This window comes from Neobacillus niacini, assembly GCF_000759675.1.
GTDB classification, from domain to species: Bacteria; Bacillota; Bacilli; order Bacillales; family Cytobacillaceae; genus Neobacillus; species Neobacillus niacini_A.
In genome coordinates this window covers 138,692-159,690 of sequence record NZ_BAWM01000139.1, presented here as the reverse complement: position 1 = coordinate 159,690, position 20,999 = coordinate 138,692, and the positions used below count along the sequence as shown (strand labels likewise).

Annotated in this window: 17 protein-coding genes and 2 pseudogenes; 5 read left to right on the top strand and 14 right to left on the bottom strand. The window is 36.8% G+C overall.

Annotated features, from left to right (window positions below):
• Positions 1-54: 54 nt before the first annotated feature.
• The 3 genes from TR08_RS25950 to TR08_RS25940 form a co-directional block, all read right to left on the bottom strand.
• Entirely contained in the window at positions 55-1,626 is a 1,572-nt protein-coding gene (locus TR08_RS25950; protein WP_045523196.1) for a glutathione ABC transporter substrate-binding protein, read from the bottom strand.
• Positions 1,627-1,816: 190 nt separating this feature from the next.
• Positions 1,817-3,040, bottom strand: coding sequence for an amidohydrolase (locus TR08_RS25945; RefSeq protein ID WP_045523194.1), 1,224 nt, complete (start codon positions 3,038-3,040; stop codon positions 1,817-1,819).
• Between the two features lie 4 nt (positions 3,041-3,044).
• Positions 3,045-4,520, bottom strand: coding sequence for an amidohydrolase family protein (locus TR08_RS25940; protein ID WP_045523192.1), 1,476 nt, complete (start codon positions 4,518-4,520; stop codon positions 3,045-3,047).
• A gap of 197 nt (positions 4,521-4,717) precedes the next feature.
• Between TR08_RS25940 and TR08_RS25935 the strand changes: the two genes are divergently transcribed.
• The gene (locus tag TR08_RS25935) at positions 4,718-5,422 is read left to right on the top strand and encodes a response regulator transcription factor (protein WP_045523190.1); all 705 of its coding nucleotides are present in this window, start codon (positions 4,718-4,720) and stop codon (positions 5,420-5,422) included.
• 62 nt (positions 5,423-5,484) lie between these two features.
• Here the strand turns inward: TR08_RS25935 and arcC are convergent, their stop codons facing one another.
• The 3 genes from arcC to TR08_RS33445 all read right to left on the bottom strand — a co-directional run bounded on the left by arcC (position 5,485) and on the right by TR08_RS33445 (position 9,290).
• Complete coding sequence (gene arcC, locus TR08_RS25930) at positions 5,485-6,462, bottom strand: carbamate kinase (protein ID WP_045523189.1); 978 nt, start codon at positions 6,460-6,462, stop codon at positions 5,485-5,487.
• Positions 6,462-7,640 (bottom strand): tetratricopeptide repeat protein, encoded by a 1,179-nt coding sequence (locus TR08_RS25925; protein ID WP_052427638.1) that lies wholly within the window; start codon positions 7,638-7,640, stop codon positions 6,462-6,464. Before TR08_RS25925 ends, arcC begins: the two co-directional genes overlap by 1 nt.
• A gap of 102 nt (positions 7,641-7,742) precedes the next feature.
• Entirely contained in the window at positions 7,743-9,290 is a 1,548-nt protein-coding gene (locus tag TR08_RS33445; protein WP_045523186.1) for a hypothetical protein, read from the bottom strand.
• Positions 9,291-9,694: 404 nt separating this feature from the next.
• On the opposite strand from TR08_RS33445, the gene TR08_RS25915 reads away from it, so the two are divergent.
• The gene (locus tag TR08_RS25915) at positions 9,695-10,564 is read left to right on the top strand and encodes an alpha/beta hydrolase (RefSeq protein ID WP_045523184.1); all 870 of its coding nucleotides are present in this window, start codon (positions 9,695-9,697) and stop codon (positions 10,562-10,564) included.
• A 102-nt stretch (positions 10,565-10,666) separates the two neighbouring features.
• Here TR08_RS25915 and TR08_RS25910 read toward each other — a convergent pair whose 3' ends face one another.
• The 4 genes from TR08_RS25910 to TR08_RS25895 form a co-directional block, all read right to left on the bottom strand.
• On the bottom strand, positions 10,667-12,094 hold the full coding sequence (locus TR08_RS25910; RefSeq protein WP_045523181.1) for a DUF1116 domain-containing protein: 1,428 nt from the start codon (positions 12,092-12,094) through the stop codon (positions 10,667-10,669).
• A gap of 2 nt (positions 12,095-12,096) precedes the next feature.
• Positions 12,097-13,644, bottom strand: a complete 1,548-nt coding sequence (gene fdrA, locus TR08_RS25905; RefSeq protein ID WP_045523179.1) for an acyl-CoA synthetase FdrA — start codon at positions 13,642-13,644, stop codon at positions 12,097-12,099.
• The gene (locus tag TR08_RS25900) at positions 13,638-14,525 is read right to left on the bottom strand and encodes a DUF2877 domain-containing protein (RefSeq protein ID WP_045523177.1); all 888 of its coding nucleotides are present in this window, start codon (positions 14,523-14,525) and stop codon (positions 13,638-13,640) included. The genes fdrA and TR08_RS25900 overlap by 7 nt, the downstream gene beginning before the upstream one ends.
• 516 nt (positions 14,526-15,041) lie before the next feature.
• Entirely contained in the window at positions 15,042-16,262 is a 1,221-nt protein-coding gene (locus tag TR08_RS25895) for an amidohydrolase (RefSeq protein ID WP_238579248.1), read from the bottom strand.
• 800 nt (positions 16,263-17,062) lie between these two features.
• Here TR08_RS25895 and TR08_RS25890 point away from each other — a divergent pair.
• A complete protein-coding gene (locus TR08_RS25890; RefSeq protein ID WP_045523173.1) occupies positions 17,063-18,139 on the top strand; it encodes a putative glycoside hydrolase in 1,077 nt (358 codons plus the stop codon).
• 45 nt (positions 18,140-18,184) lie between these two features.
• Here the strand turns inward: TR08_RS25890 and TR08_RS25885 are convergent.
• The 3 genes and pseudogenes from TR08_RS25885 to TR08_RS25880 all read right to left on the bottom strand — a co-directional run.
• A pseudogene (locus TR08_RS25885) lies at positions 18,185-18,559 on the bottom strand (SpoVR family protein); the annotation flags it as partial.
• A 226-nt stretch (positions 18,560-18,785) separates the two neighbouring features.
• Positions 18,786-18,935 (bottom strand): hypothetical protein, encoded by a 150-nt coding sequence (locus tag TR08_RS32845; protein ID WP_193747849.1) that lies wholly within the window; start codon positions 18,933-18,935, stop codon positions 18,786-18,788.
• Between the two features lie 41 nt (positions 18,936-18,976).
• Positions 18,977-19,207 (bottom strand): hypothetical protein, encoded by a 231-nt coding sequence (locus TR08_RS25880; RefSeq protein ID WP_045523170.1) that lies wholly within the window; start codon positions 19,205-19,207, stop codon positions 18,977-18,979.
• 402 nt (positions 19,208-19,609) lie between these two features.
• Between TR08_RS25880 and TR08_RS33740 the strand changes: the two genes are divergently transcribed.
• Positions 19,610-19,744, top strand: coding sequence for a hypothetical protein (locus TR08_RS33740; RefSeq protein ID WP_274521055.1), 135 nt, complete (start codon positions 19,610-19,612; stop codon positions 19,742-19,744).
• 152 nt (positions 19,745-19,896) lie between these two features.
• Positions 19,897-20,493, top strand: a pseudogene (locus TR08_RS31510) (cation diffusion facilitator family transporter); the annotation flags it as partial.
• 185 nt (positions 20,494-20,678) lie between these two features.
• Here TR08_RS31510 and TR08_RS32230 read toward each other — a convergent pair.
• Positions 20,679-20,855, bottom strand: coding sequence for a histidine kinase (locus TR08_RS32230; protein WP_152597527.1), 177 nt, complete (start codon positions 20,853-20,855; stop codon positions 20,679-20,681).
• Positions 20,856-20,999 lie beyond the last annotated feature (144 nt).

The window sequence follows — 20,999 nt, the reverse complement described above, 5'->3', positions numbered from 1 at the left end:
GGCTGGATCTACGTGGTCATTTAATGCCCTTTGCGTACCAGCCTCTTTTGTTACTTATTGTTTTTTTATCGATACATCATTGATTTCTAAATATCCTGACGGACTAATGGAAAAACCATCTACGATTTTGCTGACTGCTGCCAGATTCTCAATTACGCGGACTGGAATATATACCGCATCTTCCATTTCCAATTCCTGTGCCTTGCTATAAAGCTCCATTCGTTTTTCTTGATCTTGCTCACTGCGGGCAGTTTCTATTAGACTGTCAATCTCTTTATTGCTATAAAAGAAGTAGTTTCCAGCCGACCCATGCGAACTTGTATGGAAAAGGTTATATTGATTATAGTCAGCGTCGCCAGTAGCATTTCTCCAGCTGCTGATAAACATTTCAAAATTACCTTTATTTCCTTGCTCAACAAACGTCCCATACTCCAACACTTGAATATTTAATTTAATGCCAATTCCTTTTAATTGGGATTGAAGTACTTCCGCCATATTTATTCTTTCTTTGCTGTCCATTGTAATTAGTGTCGTTTCAAAACCATCTGGATAGCCTGCTTCAGCAAGCAACTTTTTTGCTTCATTTAAGTTATATCCATATGCTTTCATATTCGGGTGATATCCGAAAACTTTGGAGCCTAATAATGAATTTGCTTTTTTTCCGACATTGTTATATACACCTTTGATGATAGAATCCATTTCTACAGCATGAGCTATAGCTTTACGAACTCGGACATCATCAAATGGTTTCTTCAGTACATTGAAGCCTATGAACTCCGTTCCAAATCCTTCACTACGATAAACTTCAGTCGATTGAGAAGCTTCAACCGTGTCCATCATTGTTACCGACAGCGGTTCAGCAATATGTGCTTCTCCTGTTTCAATCATGGAGATTCTTGTTGTTTCTTCCGGTACCACCTTAAAGACAACGTTATCAACTTTAGCTTTTTCTCCCCAATATTCTTTGTTTTTATTTAATTTAATTTCCTGACCAGGAGTCCATGATTCAAAAACAAATGGACCTGTACCATTTGGTTCATTAATTATTTTCCCGCCATACTCTTCAATCGATTTTGGGCTGATAATACCCCCTTCATGACTCGCAAGGATTGAAAGTAAAGGTGAGAAAGGTTCACTTAAAATAAATTGAACGGTATAGTCATCGACTACTTTCACTTCATTCACCATACTTAATACCACTGCTCTTGGTGAACCTACCTTAGGGTCTAGCAGTCTATCAAACGTTGCTTTTACCGCATTAGCATTAAAGGGAGTTCCATCATGAAATTCGACGTCGTCTCTAAGCTTAAATTCCCAAGTTGTATCATTTACCTGCTCCCACGACTTGGCTAACAAAGGCTTTATTTCTGCATTTTCATCTCGTCCTACCAGCCCCTCGTAAATTTTTCCATGGGTTATACTTGCCGCATTGATAGTCGACATAAACTGCTGGTCTAAATTTTCAGCGTCTGACAATCGAACAATCACCAATGTACCTCCATCCTTGGAAGCATCTTCCTTGGAATTCACTTTTGTGCTGACGTTGTTATTTGTCGAACAACCGGTAATAACAAACAGCAGCAACATAACCTGAAATAATCTACCTATCCCTCTCTTTACTTTCATAGACTCCAACCCCCTGTTTTTGTTTAAAACCGCTAGGTCTTTATCTAATTATAAAAATATTCAGACTATTTTTTCTCTAAAATCTTTACCTGTTTTTTAACTATATCTACTTCTTTTAGAGAAAAAAGTATTTATTAATTCTAATTAAAAAAAGAGAATGAATTAACATCCTCTTTTAGATTTACTATATTTATTTCATTGATCCGGAAACTAGATTACCTTTGTAAAAAACTGCTTTACGAGTGGATCTTCTTGCAATAATTTCTGCAGAACAGCTTGCATCTACCAAAATTATATTTGCGGTATCTCCAGGTTTCGGCCAAACTTGGTTCCCCTCTCTGTCTAATGGAGTGATACCACCCGTGATATATTTAAGAGATTGCGCGAGTGAAACCTCATCCGTCCATCTGTAACGCTCAAGAAGGCGCCCAGCTCTTTCAAGAACATCACCGTTACCTGTTGGCCACCAAGAATCATAAATATTATCATTCCCGATAGCGACCTCTACTCCACATTCCGTAAGTAAGTTAACGGGCGGAATGGCCCTGCCGCCTGGAAGGCTGGTCACAATCGATATTCCTGCATCTTTTAGAATCTGTGCCAATTCAATCGCTTCTTCTTTTGAAACATCTCCAAGGCCAAAGGCATGACTGACGGCTACTCTTCCTTCCCATCCAGCCTGCTTTGTTAAATAAGCAAGTCGCTTCATCGTAAATGTTCCTAAGTGCCCTGGATCATGTAAATGCAAATCAATATCTGCATTACCTTCAACTGCCAACTCCATAAGCTGAACTAATGATGCTTCGATATTATTATCTACCGAGGCAGGATCAACCGCACCGACAATTCCTGCACCATTTCTTACTGCTTCTCTAATAAGTTGCACCGTACCTGGACGCAGCAAACCATGCTGTGCAAATGCCACAATTTCTGAACTTACTTTATTCGAATAAGTATCAAGGGCACGCCTGACACCTTCTAAATTTTGCAATTTCACTTCTGGATATATGTCCACATGGGTTCTCACGTGAGTGGAACCATAAGATAATAATATTTCAAGCAAAGCTTCTGCCCGATTCTGTGTGCTTGATAGTATGGAAGCTAGAATATTTTTTTCAATTTCACAGCGTTCAATCACACCTTTTGCTGGAATACAAGCTCTCCAATCCTCACCCATATAGGTTTTATCAAGATGAACATGCTTTTCGATAAAAGACGGAATTAAAAGCAGCCCGTTTGCATCTATAACAGGTAAATCGTCAGTGACAGCATCCTTTGAGTAATCCACTTCTGTAATCCTGCCATCTGAAATGAATAGATTAGCAAGCTTTGTAATCGTACCAACTACTCTATCATTTTCTTTTTTATATCCAACTTCTAAACGTACATTCTTTAACCAATAACTTTCATTCATACGATCACCTTTCTATTGAATCAACAATCTTAAAGGAAGGATTAAACAATTCCTTCTCTGAGAGCTGCTGATAATCTCTTTCTAAATAACCGTTTCTCATTTTATTAAAATATTTTTGCCCTTTGTTTTTGATTTCTTCTAAATCAAGACTAGGAATTTGTCGATCTTTCATTACAACGCTACCATTAATGATGGATAATTTAACATCTCTTCCACTTCCGCTGACAATCATAGTGCGGATAGGATCATCTAGGACACCAATGTGGTATCCATCTAAATCAATCGCAATGATATCAGCTTTTGCTCCTACAGCAATACGCCCCAAGTCTTTCCGGCCTAGGAAGTCGGCACCACCAATTGTTGCAGCCCGAAATAAATCTGCATAGGTTGAGTCTACTACATCTTTTTCGATTAGGCGTGACAGCATGCTGCCTGTTCGAATGTTTTGAAACATATCTGGAGGAAATGTATCAGTTCCAAGCGCTAAGTTGATTCCAGTCCTTTTGTATTTGGCAAACGAATTCAAAGCAGACCCATGTCTTCCAATAATCAACGGACAATGTATAACCGTTGTATTTGTTTCTTTAAGAAGTGCTAAATCATCTCCATCACCCGCTTGTGCTTCACAATATCCAGCAATGAAGTGAGCGTGAGGAATTCCGGTTTTTGGACCTAAAAAGCCGAGATTATACAAATAACGAATTGGGGTTACCCCATGTTCTTCTAAGATTGTGTGATATTCAAAGTTTCCTTGAGCTGCATGAAGTTTGATTGGTACGCCTAATTGCTCACTATAATATTTAGTCTGTTTTAGGCTTTCATCCGTTTGACATTCAATTCGTTCAGGTGCAAGCACTCCTTTAACCAAGCCATTGTAAGCACCATCAAATTCTCTGACAAACTTGATAGCCCGCTTTAGTCCTGCTCTTCCAGCTTCTTCATCCCAGTAAAGCTTGATCGTTCCATCTGGCTCGACAACTCTAATCCCTGATTGATAACTTGGTCCTAAATAGATTCTTAACCCTAATTTTCCAGCATGATGGGCTGCTACAGCTAGTTCCTCATATGTTTCTGCCCATTTTTTATAAAAAACAGAGGTAATCGGCATAGCGGTAGTAACGCCATGAAGTATCAATTGAGAATATGCGTAGAGTGATTTAAAAGCTTCTTCTTCCGCCGTCATGATTTCATGATGTCCGTTTTCAACATAACGCTCCGACCAAAGCAAGTTTTTGTTTCTGTCGCTGCTTACTTCTAAATGTAAAATATCGTGATCAATATCACCCAATGCATTTAAATCGATAAATCCAGGACTAATAACGGAGTTACCTGCATCAATTTCTTCATCAACTTCTCCAGAATAATCTTTACCCACATAAATAATGGTGTCATTTTCATAAACAACTTCTGCATTTTCTAAAATGACATGATCATAACCATCATAGCCAATTACATATCTTCCCTTAAGCTTGGTTTTCAACAATATTTCTCCCTTCCTCGTTGCAAAATTATTCCTTACTCAAATTATAAAAAAATAGTTCCATTGACATTTTCAGAATTATTACTCTTTTTTAAAATATATCTACTTCTTTTCTCAATCATATTTACTTCAAATATTCTTTTATATAAATTAAACGAAAGACCAGCAGGAGAATCTTTGCAGAGGGGCAAATAGAAATGAATGTTTTATTACTTGATGATGAACCATTAGAACTGGAACAATTAGAATATTTGCTGCATACTGAATTTCCTTTATGGAAGTTTTTCAAGGCTGCCGATGCTATTCAAGCACAGTCCATCATTCTAAATCATGAGATTCATTTGGCTTTTTTAGATATTAATCTTCCAGGAAAATCTGGTCTTGAATTTGGAGAAGAACTTAGGCAATGCAATAAAGATGTGGATATAATTATGATTACAGCCTGTCAGGATTTTAGCTATGCTCAGCAATCTCTAAGAATCGGGGTTATAGATTATTTAACGAAGCCAGTGATTGAGGAGGTATTAGTAAAGATTCTATCCAAGTATAAAGAAAATCCCTTTTCTCAAAATTATTCCAGCTTAATTCAAAGTTCTCTTAAAGTCATCCACCAAAAGTTTGCTGAAAAGATCTCACTTTCAGCAATCGCAAATGAGGTGCATACTAACCCTACCTACTTAAGTCGGAAATTTCACGAAGAAGTAGGTGTTTCTTTTTCGGAGTATTTAATTCAGTATCGTACCCATGTGGCGAAACGGTTTTTAATAACTAACCCAAATTGGACCATATCGGATATTGCAGAAAACTCTGGATTTAGCAGCCAAAACTATTTTAGTACTTTATTTCGAAAAATAGAGGGAATTTCGCCAACAGATTTTCGGGAGAAAGAAAAAAGTAAATAACAATATTAAAAACAAAGTCCGGCACAGTTTTCCTTAGTGCCGGACTTTCGAATTATCACTTATTATTGCATACAATGTGCTGTATTTAGCTGTTTGACAATGTGAGTACCTTGTTTTTCATTAATTGCATCTTTTAAACTTTCTGGGTTTGTAATAACTACTCTCTTTCCACCCTTTTCCAAGAAGCTTAGGCTAGCCTCAATTTTTGGCAGCATACTGCCCGGTGGGAAGTGGTTTTCAAGAACATATTGTTTAGTTTCTTCTACTGTAATCTTTTCTAGGGCCAGTTGATTTGGTTTTCCAAAATTAATGCATACTCTTGGAACACCAGTTGTAATGATTAATGTCTCAGCATTGACCTGTTCCGCTAAAAGACTGGTGGCAAAATCTTTATCAATTACCGCATCAACACCTAAATATGAATTATCTCCTGTTTTTACAACTGGAATGCCGCCTCCGCCAACTGCAATCACAACGTAACCAGCATCTACCAATGAATTAATCGCTTCTTTTTCAACAATATCAATTGGTTTAGGTGATGGAACCACTCTACGATAACCACGTCCGGAATCTTCTACAAAAATCCACTCAGGATGTTCCAATTTCATCTCTTCTGCTTGTTCTAAAGTAAAGAATGAACCAACCGGTTTTGTTGGATCTTTGAAATTTGGATCATTAATGTCAACTTCAACTTGGGTAATGATCGTTGCAACTTTTTTATTTATACCTCTTTTAGTAAATTCGTTTGTTAATGCTTGTTGAATTTGGTAACCAATACCACCCTGTGTATCTGCAACACAATTGACAAGCGGCACATCAGGCATATTAGCAATTTCGTTTGCAATTTCGGACCTTCTAAGCCCAAAACCAACTTGTGGACCATTTCCATGTGTCACAACCACATTGTAGCCCTCTTGAACCATATCAGCGATATTTACAGCCGTTTCACTAACGGCTTCGTATTGATCTTGAACAGAGTCACGTCCATTGTCTCGGACTAGAGAATTCCCACCAATCGCAACAATAACCAATTTCTTCATCATTTTACCTCCTGTGATTCTAATTGTTTTTTTAATAATGCAAGTGATTGATTTTTATGCAATTGATATAATGGATTTGTTGGGTCGATGGCAATCGCATTTTCAATGGCCACAATCGCTGCTTCATGTCTTCCAAGGGATCTCAAACTGTTTGCCTTATGGAATGAAAAATCATATCTGTGTGGCTGAAGCGCTAATAGATTATCCATTTCGTTTACAGCTTCCTCGTGTCGACCTAGTTCTCTTAGATAATTTGTTTTATGGTACCGGTAAAAGGTTTCATTAGGGTCTAATTCACATGCTTTATCATATTCAGCAAGCGCTTCTTCAGGTCTATTCATCAATCTTAAGCAATTAGCCGTATAGAAATAAAAATCAAGATCATTAGGATTAAGCACTAACGCCTTTTTATATTCTTCGAGTGCTTCATCATAGCGCTTTAGTTCTTGTAGTGAATAGCCTTTGTAGAAATAAAAATCTAGATTATTTCTATCCGTCTCGAGAGCTTGATTCATTTCAGAAATTACTTCTTCATACTTATCATCCAAATATAAAGCTTTTGCATTTTTTATATTGTCATTTTGTTCAATGAAATCATTAGTAAGAATCTTTTCTACCTTATCATGCTTCAATTCTTTGGCATGCTGTAGTGCTGACTTCCCATCCCTGTCTGGCATATTTACATCTGCACCAGCTTTTACAAGTAATTCAATCATCATAGAATATAAGCGTCCGCCGTTACCTAAAATGACTGCCTCTAATAGACCGCTCCAACCTAAATTATTGGCATGATTGACAGGGATACCAGCTTCCAAACATTTTTGTACGGTTTTAAGATAGCCTTTTTCACTAGAAGGTAATAATGCAGTACCGCCAAATCGATTTACACTTTTTAAATCTGCTCCATAATTCAGCATCACGCTTAAAACTTCATGAAAACCATTTGCACCAGAACAAATGAACGGTGTTAATTGTGTAATATCTCTTGTGTTTACATCACTGCCAGCTTGTAATAGCAGTTTAACCACGGAAAGTTGATTTTTCTGTGTAGCAGCCATCAAAGCTGTTCGGCCTTCTGCGTCTTTAAAAGCGACGTCAGCTCCGTCTTCTAATAATTGTTTTACAATTTCTATTTCCCCACGTTCACTTGCCAGGATTAGCTCCTTGTTTTGATTCATCGTAAACATTCTCCTCCTTATTCATTAATTCGTAATAAATAAATTTCACCCTCGAAAGCATGACGAGCTTTAACGATCGAAGGTGAATTCTGAAAAATTTAATTATGCTACATTTTTTCCGGTATCAGGTTTTGGCTGAGCTTTGCTACGATCCATCACATATTTGATAACAAAAATGGCAGCAATCATTAGGTAGGCAAAGAAAAATTCTACAGAAGCACCTTTAGCAAATGCGACTGTTGGAGAGTGGATAAATCCAACGACAGACAATACGGCTGCTATTGCTGCAGCGGCAGCACCACGCAACGGTTTATCGTTGATAGCAAAAATCGCTATACATCCCCATAACAAACTGGCAATCGGTGCACCATTTCCTAAATGAGTCAATCCTTCGTAATAAACCCCTTTACTTGCAAGCTTATCAATCCCAACAGTACCCGCGGCAGTTCCAGCAGCACCAAGTACATTATTTGCAAGAGTTAGAGCCCAGTTTGCAATCCATGGGAATAATGCAATAAAGATAACCGGTACTTCCATTTTAGGAGTTTCACGAACAACTTGGTTGGCCGTTACAACCCCAATATAAACAAGGATAGGAGCGATAGCATAAATCGGAATGACTGCTAACAAAAATGCTCCAATACCGAAAAGTGTAAGAATTAACATCGATAAACCCGTTGCAACCGTATAACCAATACCAGCGCCCATTGATTTCCACCCTGGGTGTCCAACATATACAGTTACTGGATATGGATTTCCAAATGCTGCACCAACACATGAAGCAAGACCATTTGTTAACATAACTTGTCTTGTTTGATATTCATCCCCTGCAGTATGAGCACTTTCAATATTCTCTAAGTCAAACACATAGTTAGAAAGACCTAGTGGAATAGCTGACGCCAAATATGGAAGGGCATGTGGCAATCCTTGCATAAAACCATCAATGTTTAATGATGGAGGATTAAATCCAAAGGATGATAGAGATTGTGAAATTGCACCAGGATCCATTAAGCCTAAAGCCCAGGCAATGCCTGCACCTACAGCAAGCAATAGAAACCCTGTTGGAATTTTTGCAAAGATCGGTGATTTACCAAACCAGTTAATAAAAATGATGATTAACACTGCAAAAGCGATCATCGGTGCTTCAAAGGCTTGTAACATCGGATTCATGGCTAATAACAATAGCCCAAGACCAGATAAACAAGATAATAATACTGTTCTAGGAATGACTCTTCTGATGGTATCACCCAATAGTGATCCCACTACTAGGATCATTGCTTCTACGAAACACCATACTAGTGCAATCCCAATGGCAAATTCATAATCTTTTGTTTGAGTATAAACTGGCAATATAACTAAAAAAGTTACCGTGAATATGGACGGTGCACTTGGTCCCGAAGGTAATGCTGTTACATCAGTCCTACCTGTTTTTTTAGCTAATCGATAAGCAAAAAAGCCATAAGCACAACTTGCGATAAATATCCCCATACCAAAAGCTGGAGCAATTTTTCCATAAACGACTGCTGATGGAATACCTACGACAAAAATTAATAATGACATCATGGTTAGTAGATTGGTTAGGTTATTGGCGAGTAAGCCGAAATAAGCAGCCAAGTCCCCTTTTTTCCAAAATTTAATTGTTTGATCCATTACGTTTCACCTCAAAATATGAATTAGTTTGTTGGTTGTAAAAATTGTTAGCATTATTTAATACTCTTCTACTTATATTGCCTCCTTTTGAAGCAGAGAATGGAGAATCTTGCTATTCTCTGAAAGATTTTTATAAATCTAAAAGAGAAATAATAACTTTTGGTAACCCCTTACATCTTACATTTTAGTCGGTAAACCTTTCTGGGTCATTGGCTACCAAAACCAAAAAGAAAGGTATTCATTTAGGCAGGTTATACAATAATTTTTGTACAAAGTATGTCCTATCTTTAGCAATGGCAGGTAATTGTTTTGTTGCATTATTAGATGATTTTTTTTAGTATTAACTGAAACAATTATTTTAGTAAAATATGAAATAACATTCAAAGATAGGACGTGAAAAAAAAGTGAAGAAAACCGTTATTTATAAAGAAGATGAAAATTTCTCAATTATCGGAGATTTTTATGGGACTAACCAAGAAAATGCTCCTGTCGTCGTCTATATTCATGGTGGCGGGTTAATTTGGGGAACAAGAGAAGAAATAAGTGAAGAAATGATCAAACTTTACACCAACAATGGATTTTCACTATTTTCAATTGACTATAGGCTGGCTCCTGCAACAAAACTGCCGGAAATTCTTAAGGATATTGAAGATGCAATCCTTTGGATTCAATTAGAAGGACCAAAACAATTTTCAATAGACCCAGAGAAAATTGCAGTTGTAGGAAGTTCTGCCGGTGGTTTTTTAGCTCTTACTACTGGAACATTTACTCATAAGCCCCGTGCAATTGTTTCCTTTTACGGATACGGAGATCTTGTTGGGAGCTGGGCTGCAAGTCCAAGTAAATATTATTGTCAGAAGGACATTGTTTCTAAGGAACTCGCATACAAACTTAACACAGATCAAATAATAACTGAGGCATCAGTAGAAGAACGGTTTCTATTTTATGTTTATGCGCGACAGAATGGAGTTTGGATCGAAGAAATTACAGGTATTAATCTTTTAAATAATAAAGAAGCTCTCTATCAATTTTGCCCCAATCGCAATGTTACAAAGGAATTTCCACCAACTTTACTATTACACGGAACGAAGGATACGGATGTTCCATACGAACAGTCAGTATTTATGAGAGCTGCCATAATTAAACAATCGGTTGAAGCAAGACTTATTACGATACCAAATGGTGAGCATGTATTTGATAAAAACTTCCAAGATCCGATTGTTCAAAATGCACTAAAACAAGTCGTCGATTTTTTAAAAAACCATCTAAGTTAATTAACTTTAAAGTCCTTTGTAAAACACTGTAACAGTAAAGCCCAGCATAATTAAAACATCATGCTGGACTTTTTCATTTAGTTTGAGATACCTAAACAAATATTAATTAATGTTTTCACTTAAAGCTTGCAATGCTTTTTCAAAAGCTTCAACTGGAGGATAGGTAATTCCGGCACCTATCATTCCGATTCCTGCGTCTTTATGAGCAATCGCCGTATTAATGACAGGCATAATACCTGTTTGAACAACCTTACGAACATCAATTCCTGTCGGAAGTCCCATGAAATCAAGTAATGGAATTGTGACGTTAGGATTTTCTGTTGTCGTGATTTCCTTCATTTTAGTTGAATAACCAATAGCATCCTCTACTGTACCACCGACTAATGCAACGATTGCTGGAGCTGTTGCCATTGCAAATCCGCCAAAACCATAAGTTTCTGTAATTGCACTGTCCCCGATATCAAGTCCAGAATCTTCTGGCTTGTATCCAGCAAACATTGGACCAATAACTTTTTGTGCAGGGCCAGTAAACCATGTGTTTCCAGGCAGGCCGCTAACACGGATACCGAATTCAACACCATTCCGTGCCATGGTTGTAACGACTGTACTGTTTTCAATTCCATGAGCAGCATCAAGTGCACATTTCGCCATTGCCATCCAAGTAGGACCAGAGAAGTAATCACTGCTCGCAACGAAATCAAATACTTCTTTCTTCTGTTCGATTGTATAATCAGTTTGTAAAATATACGGAGTTAAAGCTTGGATTAGTAATGTTGTACCCGCAACATTTCGGTTATGACACTCGTCTCCCATATGAAGTGCTTGCGCAAGCATTAAACGTAAGTCAATTCCATTAGGATTTAGTTTCATTGCATCACGTAAAATAGGACCGAAAACATCGCGCATCCAAATTAAACGATCAATAACACTTTGGTCATTGGCTCCCATTCGAAGGATTTTTGCTAACTGCTCACTTAAGTTTGTATAAGCAATATTGCCATAAGTTTTGTTTTCAACAATATGCATAAACATTGAAGCAGATGTGACACCTGCCATAGAACCTACACAGTTGTGTTCATGACATGGTGAAAAGGTTATTTCGCCAGATGCCGCCAATTTAGCTGCTTCTTCTACATCCTTAGCTAACCCTTCAAATACGATTGCACCAGTAATAGCGCCTCTCATAGGACCATTCATTTTATCCCAAGTAATTGGAGGTCCTGCATGGAGAATCGTTGTTTTTGTCATCCCAGGTACGCAATTTATGGCTTGATCATAACCAACTAACACTGGATGAGAATTAATAATTCTTTCAACTGCTAATTTATTTGCTGCTTCGATTTTTTCCAAGATTGCAGGATTTTCAAACTTGTCAAGTGCAGCAATTAATGCTGGGTTTCCTCTGCCCGGCGGTGTCCATTCTAAATGAATGACTTCAGAGCCTTGTTGTAATAAATCATCTTTAAAGGACTCAATTCCTACGTTAATAACATGTGGTCTGCTTTTAAATAAATCGCTAATTCTACTCATGCCTATTCTCCCTTCACAACAAATTCTCTAGCTAATAATCCAGCATTTTGCATGCTGCTCGCATGTGTTACATCTGCCGCTAATAATTTATTTATTTGCTCTTCATAATCCTGTGGATCTAATTCTGTACCAAGAACATATCCAATTACTTCTAAATGTCTTCCTTCTTGCTCAGCCTGTTGTTTCGCTTCTATGATTGCAGGCAGGAAAGCTCCAACTGGATCTTCATGTGCTCCATAACCTATAACAAAGTCCATCACAATAACACCGACCGATGGATCTTTTGCCTCCTGAATAAATCTTTCAAGACGTGTAGATGGATCAATCATTGGGTGTGGCTTTCCTTGTGTGTATTCATCATCACCAAAGTCGATGAATGTATGCTCTTGACTTGTATAACGGTCTTTTAATCGATACTCAGGATTTCTTTGAATATTGCTGTAGACATTATCAAATTTATCCATTGCTGCATGCATAGCTTCATCGCATAATGTTCCGCCACTGAAAAGTCCACGAACATATTTCTGTTCCGGAGTTAACTTTGTCCGAACTTCTTCAATAAGTGGAATGTTTAATGCACGTTTATTTAACTTGCTTTCGTCTGCTCCGGCCAATAGTACTGCTTTAAGTGCAGCTTCTTTAGACATTTTGGCAAAATGTGCGCCAGCTTCAGTAATTTTTTCTTCGTTCCCGCCAACAAACCAAACGACAACTGGTTTTTTACATGTTTTAATTTTTGCTAATACTTTTTCTTCCACACTTGGTGCAGGTGGCTTGGAAATAACGACAATGACTTTTGTCTCTTCATCGTCTTCAAGTGCCTGAATACCATCGAGCATCATGATTCCGCCAACTTCTTCTTTTAAATCTCTACCGCCTGTTCCAATCAATTGAGAGATACCGTAGCCAAATTCGTGAACGCGGACACTTACCTCTTGGCTGCCAGTTCCTGATGCTCCAACTATACCGATATTCCCTTTTCTTACTGCGTTTGCGAAGCATAGGGCTGTATTGCCGATAATCGCTGTTCCACAGTCAGGCCCCATCATTAATAAACCTTTTTCATGAGCTAATTTCTTTAATTCAATTTCATCTTCAATGCCGACATTGTCGCTAAACATCATGACATGCAAATCATTTTCAAGTGCCTTTTTCGCTTCTCTAGCTGCATATGCACCATTTACAGCAATAATGGCTAAATTTGCTTCCGGGTTACTTCCTGCAGCAGAAGAAATTGTAGAATATTTAATGTCATTTTTCCCTTTTTTACCTGAATTCTTTTTTGTAAATAAATCATTAATTTTTTCGAAAGCGGTTTCGCATAACTCGTCAGTTTCCGCTTTTACAACGATCATTAAATCACTTGCTCCCGCTGCCTCTACTTCAGGTGTCATTAAACCGACATTTTTCATTACCTCTTTATTCATTTCCGTACCCATTGCAATAATGGCTTGTTCCACTTCTTCAATTTGATTTGCTTTAGTGGAAAGCGACATTAAAGATACTGAATCGAAATATGTGTTTGGCTTAATCAAAGCTTGTACTAACATACTTTTCCTCCTGCTCTAATATTGGCCTCCATTCCGAAAATAATGCCTAAAGCTATATCTGTCCCGGATGAAGAACCTATGTTTAATAATTTATTTAAAGAGAGAAATAAGTCTTCATCATCCTCCACTAATAAGGAGTTAAGTAATGAAATAATAGACTCTCTCACTTTACCAATTGCTGCTTTTTTCAAAGTCATGTAACTAATGTCATTCGTTAAGGTTTTTGCTTTCTTTAAAACATCTTCACAAAATGATCGGTAAGGATAAAAAGGGCTGTTTTTCATATTAAAAATGGTAAATAACCCAGTTAAAAAATCATCCCCAGAAGGAGTTAACCCTGGCCCAAGACCTACAAGTGAAACCGCATGTGGCAAGGCAGATGAAATTCGATCATTTAATAATTCGTTTAAAAGTAAAAGAGTTCTTTTCTCAAGCATATTCGAGACTTCTGCGTCAAAAAGATTTTGGGTTATTACGTTTTTTTTTATTCCGCCGCCTACACCGTGAATGTTAATGTATTCCTTCATTTTCATTAAATTTAGTTTCAGGATTTCTACATTACTGGGGTATGTTGGTAAAGTACTTTCCCATTTAGCAGCTTTATCAATAGAAATAGTGTGCTTATCCCCAATATACAAGAGATTTTTTTCAACACGTACCCGATCATTGACTTCAATGTCCATTGGCTTCATATTATCAACATCAATAATTAAAGTATTAGGGCCATTATCAAGTTTGCTGCATGCAATTGTATATAAGTCGCCATTTTCGAAACATTCAATATTAAATGTCCGATTAAATGTACTATGCACAAAACCAGTGAATATTGAGTTTTTAATACCCTTTATAAAATCTGTATCACCAGAGATTGCATTTATCACGAATAACACCCCATAAATCTAGAATCATGCAGTCAAATAAACTTTTGAGCAGATCGAACCTCCTTTTAAAAAGAAAGTTTGTAAGGATTAATATAAAATTTGTACAGGCTGGGACGTAAATTAGTGTGTTCTGTCCTACGATTCCAATACAACGTTTACGGTTATGATTGGATGGTTAAAAATTAAGGAAATGAATTTAGTTCAAATACAAAACTCACCTTAGTCTATGGAAGCGCTGTACAATTTTTATTTAACTATAATGCTTACATGATTATTTTAGTTATTATATATAGCACCGTCATCGTTTAACGAATCCAAAAAGCCTTGCATTCAATTGTGCAAATTGTACAATTGATTGTGTTTAAATTATGTCTAAAGGTTGCTTCAGATTTCATGCTTCACTTCCATAAAAAAAAAGATGTAAGAATTCTCCTACATCTCCTCTGAAATTATTTGGTTACTTTTGCTTATAGGTTGAAATTATACATGATTTTACGACCATACCACGAATTTGGTTTAATTAACAGCTTCAAGGGAGCCTGATGCTAGAACGCCTTTATGCAGAACGGCGGCCCGCTTTGGCAGACGGGCAACTGTTTCGGCAGAACAGCTTGCTGGAACGAGGACTACATCTGCTGCGTCTCCTACCTTCGGCCATATTTGCTTACCGGACTCGTCTAAAGGTGTAATGCCTCCAGTAGCTAGGGAAAGGGCACGGGACAGAGTGTATTCATGTTTCCAGCCATAAAGCTGTGCGGCAAGATGAGCTTTCTGCAATGTATCTCCAATTCCGAATGGATCCCAATGATCTGTAATGCTGTCATTACCCAATAGGACCTTTACCCCTTTCTGCTGAAGAAGCGGAATCGGCATAACACCCTTTCCAATTGGAACAGATGATGCAATCGATATTCCTAGAGAGGCGAGGCGGTTTGCCATTTCCTCATCAGCTCCAGCCGATAACGATGCAAGGGAGAACGCATGGCTGACCGTCACTTTGCCCTGCAGTCCAGCTTGTTCGGTTAAATCTGCCAAAAGTTTAATTGCTTTGATTCCAGTTTCTCCGCCTTCATGGAGGTGAATATCGATACCTGCTTTATAGTCGAACGCAATTTGGACCATCGTATTCAACGATTTTTCCATATTCCCATCAACTAAGGTTGGATCTAGCCCGCCAACATGGGTAACTCCAAGCTGCATCGCTTCGCGAATCAGTCCTTCTACATTTGAACGAAGCAAACCATGTTGAGGAAAGGCGACGATTTCATGTGAAATTTTATCAGAGTAATTCGCTAATGCTTTTTTCAGGTTCTCAAGATTTTTTAACCCCACGACCTGATCGATGTTACAATGGCTTCGAGCGTACGTTGAACCGTAACTTAGTATCAGCTCAATTAATTTCTCTGCACGTTCCTGAGCGGTTGGCAGCAGCTCCGGCAGCAGTTTCTCCTCTAAGGCAATCATATCAAAAATCCCATTTTTTCTCATATGGGCAGCCCTCCAAGGACCGCCATAATAGGTTTTATCCAAATGTATATGCATATCTCTAAAGGAAGGAAGTAATAGCATACCTTTGGCGTCATAACAATCTAAATTTTTATTGTATGTAGCTTTAGTATCTAGTATTCTGGTAATCTTACCATTGGTAATTTGGAGGTTTCGTAAAACCGTTTCTGTCGAAACAACTAGACCATTTTCATATTTATAACCGCTTTCTAAACGTACATTCAGAAGCATATAGTGGCTATTTTTCCCCGGTTTTTTTGTATTTACTCCAGCCTCGGCATTCGCGATGGTCTCTTCTGGTAAAAATAAACCCATCGTGCCTGTGACGCCAAGAACAGCTGAGGCGCCTCCGATTTTTCCTGCATTACTAAGAAACTTTCTGCGTGAAAATCCTTCATATCCCTTAACCAACTAAAATTCCTCCTCATGAAATAAATTAAGCAAAAAAGTAATTGACAACCCTTACAGAAATTCATTCTAGGTATATTTTCCAATATTTACATGATATTTTTGAATCAAAAAAAATATTTTTTCGCCTAGATATTCCGCACTATAGTCTGTGAATAAATTGTGTAATTATAGTTTGAAATATCTAAAAATTAATTATTAATGGAGAAACTGCCATACATACCATAAACTCGTTTATTCATAATTTTTTCACAAATATTTGTACGAAATGACTAAGTGTTCAGAATTTTTTTTAGTTAGTATATCCAAAGACTTCTATAATTTCCCTCCTAAAGTAGTCATATAGGGTCCTAAATAAAGAGCAAAAAAAATAGGAAGGGAGGGAAAAGAAAAAAGTAGGTAAAAATACCCACACGATAATATTATTGATTCGAATCTGTCGCCCCAATCTACTATTCCTCAAAGTGCTATAAAGCAAGTAATGTAAATTAAATAAGATAAGATGAGAAAATCTATAGTCTGTTTTCGCAATGATTGTTGCTTTTGAATTTACGAAAAGAGCATTTTATAAAAATACTACAATTGCACAACCTAATAGGAATAAATAACAAAGGAGAGAGTTTATGCGAAAATACCTACTACTCATTTTTGTATTTCTTCTATCTAGCAGTATTACCTGCAGTAACCCGGTTTTTGCTTTAACTCATATTCAGGAACCGATTAGAGGTATTTATGTTAATGCCCCAAATACGAAAAAACCTCATTTTGATCAATTACTTTCACTTGTAAACAATACTGATTTAAATGCAATGGTCATTGATATTAAAGATGATCACGGCTACCTAACCTTCATTCCTTCAAAAATATCACCATATTACTCTGTGAGCCGTCCATACATTAATAATCCTTCTTCTCTAATGAAAACATTAAAGGTAAATAACATTTACCCTATCGCAAGAATTGTCGTCTTTAAAGACAATGCATTAGCTGCTAGAAGCCCAAGCCTATCCTTTATGACAGCTAACAAATTATGGAAAAATCCACGAGGAGATTCCTTTACCAACCCTTTTCTTAAAGAGGTATGGGATTATAATATTGGTATGGCACAAGAAGCAGTTAAGTTAGGATTTAAAGAAATTCAATTTGATTATGTAAGATTCCCTGAAAAGTTTGAAAAAGTAGAGGAACAGCTTATCTACGATAAATCAACGTTTCATGCAAATCGAGCTACTGCTGTAAGCGAGTTTGTAAAATATGCTAAAGAAAAACTAACTCCATACAATGTTAAGGTTTCTGTTGATATCTTCGGGAACGCTACTGTCATCCCTGAAGCTAGTGGAATTGGACAGAATTTTACACATATTGCTGAAAACGTAGATGTTATTTCTGCTATGATTTATCCTAGCCATTGGACTGCAATATTCGGCATTCAAAAACCGGATTTATATCCCTATCGCCTTGTTGAGGGCTATGCAAAGGTTGAAAAGGAACGTTTAAGTAAGCTAACAAATCCCCCAACATCGCGGCCTTGGCTTCAAGATTTTACTGCGTCTTGGCTTGGAAAGGGTAACTATAAGGAATATGGAAAGACAGAAGTCGAAGACCAAATCCGCGCTTTACATTCACAGGGAATCAATGAATTTCTATTATGGAATGCAACTAATAACTATACTCCAAACGTTGATTATACACCTTATTAAGTACGTTAGAAGGCAGCTATTGCATTCAATAGCTGCCTAAATGATTTACATATACTTTCTATGAACGCCTTTTCCATCATAGGAAAACAACATTCTACGATCTTCAATCATGGTTTCAATGTGAACCGGTCTTCCCCATAATTGTTGAATATAAGGCAAAACCTTTTCAAGATATTTCACATCAAGCTCTACATCCTTATACCAATGCTTCAGATATAATTCACCGTTCTTCAAATAGTCACCGTCATTGACAGTAATGTATGGGAAACCTCCATTTACGCGCATATTAACCAACTGATCACGGACATGTTCCCATTGTTTATCAACTATTTTATAATCTCTTCCCTGTTTTTGAAAAAGATACATGTCTTCTCTCATTACAAGGTCTTTGTTTAAATAATTGCGTAAAAACGATATGTCCAATCGGAGCTAAGATTGAACTGGTCCAAATTGGATGATAGAAACCTGCAATTAATATCCCAATTGTGGTGACTGGGGCAGTTGGTGGTTCACTAGTGGAATTTGTTTAATTGATATAAAAAAAAAATGATTTCCGAGTTAAGTAAAAAGTACCATAATGTTCAATTAAAGCAAGGATATCTCAATTCGAGGTATCCTTGCTTTAATTTATTGATGTAAACTTTCCTTATGAATTATTTTTAAGGTTTGTTTGTTCCTTAAGTCCCTTTTCAGGGATATCTCCTTCATCCACACGGTCATTTTCCAAATTTTTCCTAACACTTATTTTGTACTTTCCTTCTTGGTATGTATCAACTCTCCATGATTTATCACTCATTCAAATTTTCCTTTCATAATGTATTATTTAAACTCAATTAACTAAACAATTTCCTGATTCCATCTTAACAAATCTGTCTTCATGGCTCTAATTTGTCTGCAAATCAGTATGGCTTTTCTTAGCACTTTCAAATTATCCGTATTTGTTTTTCTTCGAAAAAATATCTCAGGAACCCCAGAGTTAAATGGATTGGGTTGATTTTGTTCTTCCCTTGATATATGGTTACGGTTCTTCTTTGTTACAATCGTAATGAATTTACTTCCTCCTAGCAATTATCCTTCCCTCATTTTTTCTTTTTACCTAAAAAGGAAAACAACGAACAAATCTTTCTAGACCATAATACGCCCTAAAAATGGCAAATGACGAATTACTAAAACACAAAGTCAAAATTCATAAACCAATTAGCGATGATTTGTTTGTGCAGTACAATTTTACATTAAGGAGAACGGAGGCTTTAAAGAAGGGAATTTCCGTTATTGAAAAAGTGCAATAAAGCATAGGTTAAGGCAACGTCTAAATCAATATATATTGTTATCGGTGCAATCATCCTCTATTAAAAATCCATTAATAAAAAATTGCGGCTCAATTTCTGCATGATTTCCCTTCAATGTATATTGTGTAAAGAGTCAACAGTAGAGATAATAGTTCTCAAAAAATGTAATTGGAGGTTTTACGTGATTGATTTGTTAGAAGCAAAGTTGATAATTTCAAGAATCAGAACACAATTACTTGACCTAGTAGGCTCTTTAATTGCTGATCATCCAGCTGGAAAAAGATTTTGCAATAGAGAATACCCTAAAAATTATTGAGTACATTGATAATAACGATATACCAATAAAAGATATTAATGAGCACCTTTATAACCCAAAGTAAGCAGTATTAAAGCCGTTTTGCATTGCTATTGGTATATAAAAAGGTAAAACTCGCAGCAGTAATGGCGGGTTTTCTTCATTAAGGACTTATTATGATGGGTGTTGGTATTCAGGTTACATTCCAATCATTTTCAAGTATTTTCAATAGAGTAGAAGAGTCTCCAGATTTAATGGCTGCTTGGACAGGACTCTTTTGTGCATTAGTTATGTATTTTGTTTATCGTTACAATAAAAAACTTGCAAGTGAAATTAACAGCCAATCTGTCATGGCGGCTGCAAAGGATAACCTATCTGACGCTTGGGTCAGTGTAGGTACTTTCATTGGAATTATCGGTGCTCAATTTGGTCTTCCCTGGTTAGACCCTATTACAGCTATAAACGTTGGTCTTATTATTTGTAAGACCGCATGGGACATTTTCCGTGATGCGTCTCACCATCTCACTGATGGATTTGACCTGAAGGAATTAGATTCTTAGAAAACAACCATCATTAATTGTTATGGAGTTAAAGGCGTAAAAGATATTAGAGCTAGAAATTACGGTAACAACGTGGTTGTTGATATTGTAATCCTTGTCAATTCGAAATTAGATGTGAAAGATGCTCATGATATTGCCTCTATGGTTGAGGATAAATTAATTAAAGAGCATAGTGTCTATGATGTTGTGGTTCATGTAGAACCAAATTAAATTAATGTTAGTGAGGGAACAAAAAAAGAGCTCATCCTCAAATTTTAAAGGGAAGTGTATTGAGGTGCCTCCTTTTTTGTTGGCAATTTACGGGAACCGATATAAATAAAAATGACCGTGGCTCTCATGTGAGCAACGGCTTAATCTTGATAAGATTATATACATATCCATATGGACATGCAGAATTATTTTTTATCTTCCCTAAATAAAAAATATGATATTAATCCTGATAAGGCACTAGCACCAGCAGAAATAATGATTCTCGTTTGAAAATCGATTTCCATAAAGTTTTTCTCAAGCATCCACATCGCCGAAACCATTACAATGAGCATTGCTAAAATTGTCAAAGTTAACCTTTTCATCATTTTCCCCTTTCCCTTCTGAAACGGGGGATTCCTTTTTTAATCTTATTCTTTAGGCAGTTGTCTTTCTTCAAGTTTCTTAAGGTCTTGGTCAGACTTTTTCTTAAAGAAATACATAACCCCTAAGGATAATAAAGATAATAC

Coding starts and splice junctions, on each gene's coding strand:
- TR08_RS33445 (WP_045523186.1), bottom strand. CDS start 9,290: ATGGATCAAACAATTAAATTTTGGAAAAAAGGGGACTTGGCTGCTTAT.
- TR08_RS25895 (WP_238579248.1), bottom strand. CDS start 16,262: ATGCTTCTGAATGTACGTTTAGAAAGCGGTTATAAATATGAAAATGGT.
- fdrA (WP_045523179.1), bottom strand. CDS start 13,644: ATGTTAGTACAAGCTTTGATTAAGCCAAACACATATTTCGATTCAGTA.
- TR08_RS32230 (WP_152597527.1), bottom strand. CDS start 20,855: ATGAAAAGGTTAACTTTGACAATTTTAGCAATGCTCATTGTAATGGTT.
- TR08_RS25945 (WP_045523194.1), bottom strand. CDS start 3,040: ATGAATGAAAGTTATTGGTTAAAGAATGTACGTTTAGAAGTTGGATAT.
- TR08_RS25910 (WP_045523181.1), bottom strand. CDS start 12,094: ATGAGTAGAATTAGCGATTTATTTAAAAGCAGACCACATGTTATTAAC.
- TR08_RS25935 (WP_045523190.1), top strand. CDS start 4,718: ATGAATGTTTTATTACTTGATGATGAACCATTAGAACTGGAACAATTA.
- TR08_RS25925 (WP_052427638.1), bottom strand. CDS start 7,640: ATGAATCAAAACAAGGAGCTAATCCTGGCAAGTGAACGTGGGGAAATA.
- arcC (WP_045523189.1), bottom strand. CDS start 6,462: ATGAAGAAATTGGTTATTGTTGCGATTGGTGGGAATTCTCTAGTCCGA.
- TR08_RS32845 (WP_193747849.1), bottom strand. CDS start 18,935: ATGAGTGATAAATCATGGAGAGTTGATACATACCAAGAAGGAAAGTAC.
- TR08_RS25950 (WP_045523196.1), bottom strand. CDS start 1,626: ATGAAAGTAAAGAGAGGGATAGGTAGATTATTTCAGGTTATGTTGCTG.
- TR08_RS25890 (WP_045523173.1), top strand. CDS start 17,063: ATGCGAAAATACCTACTACTCATTTTTGTATTTCTTCTATCTAGCAGT.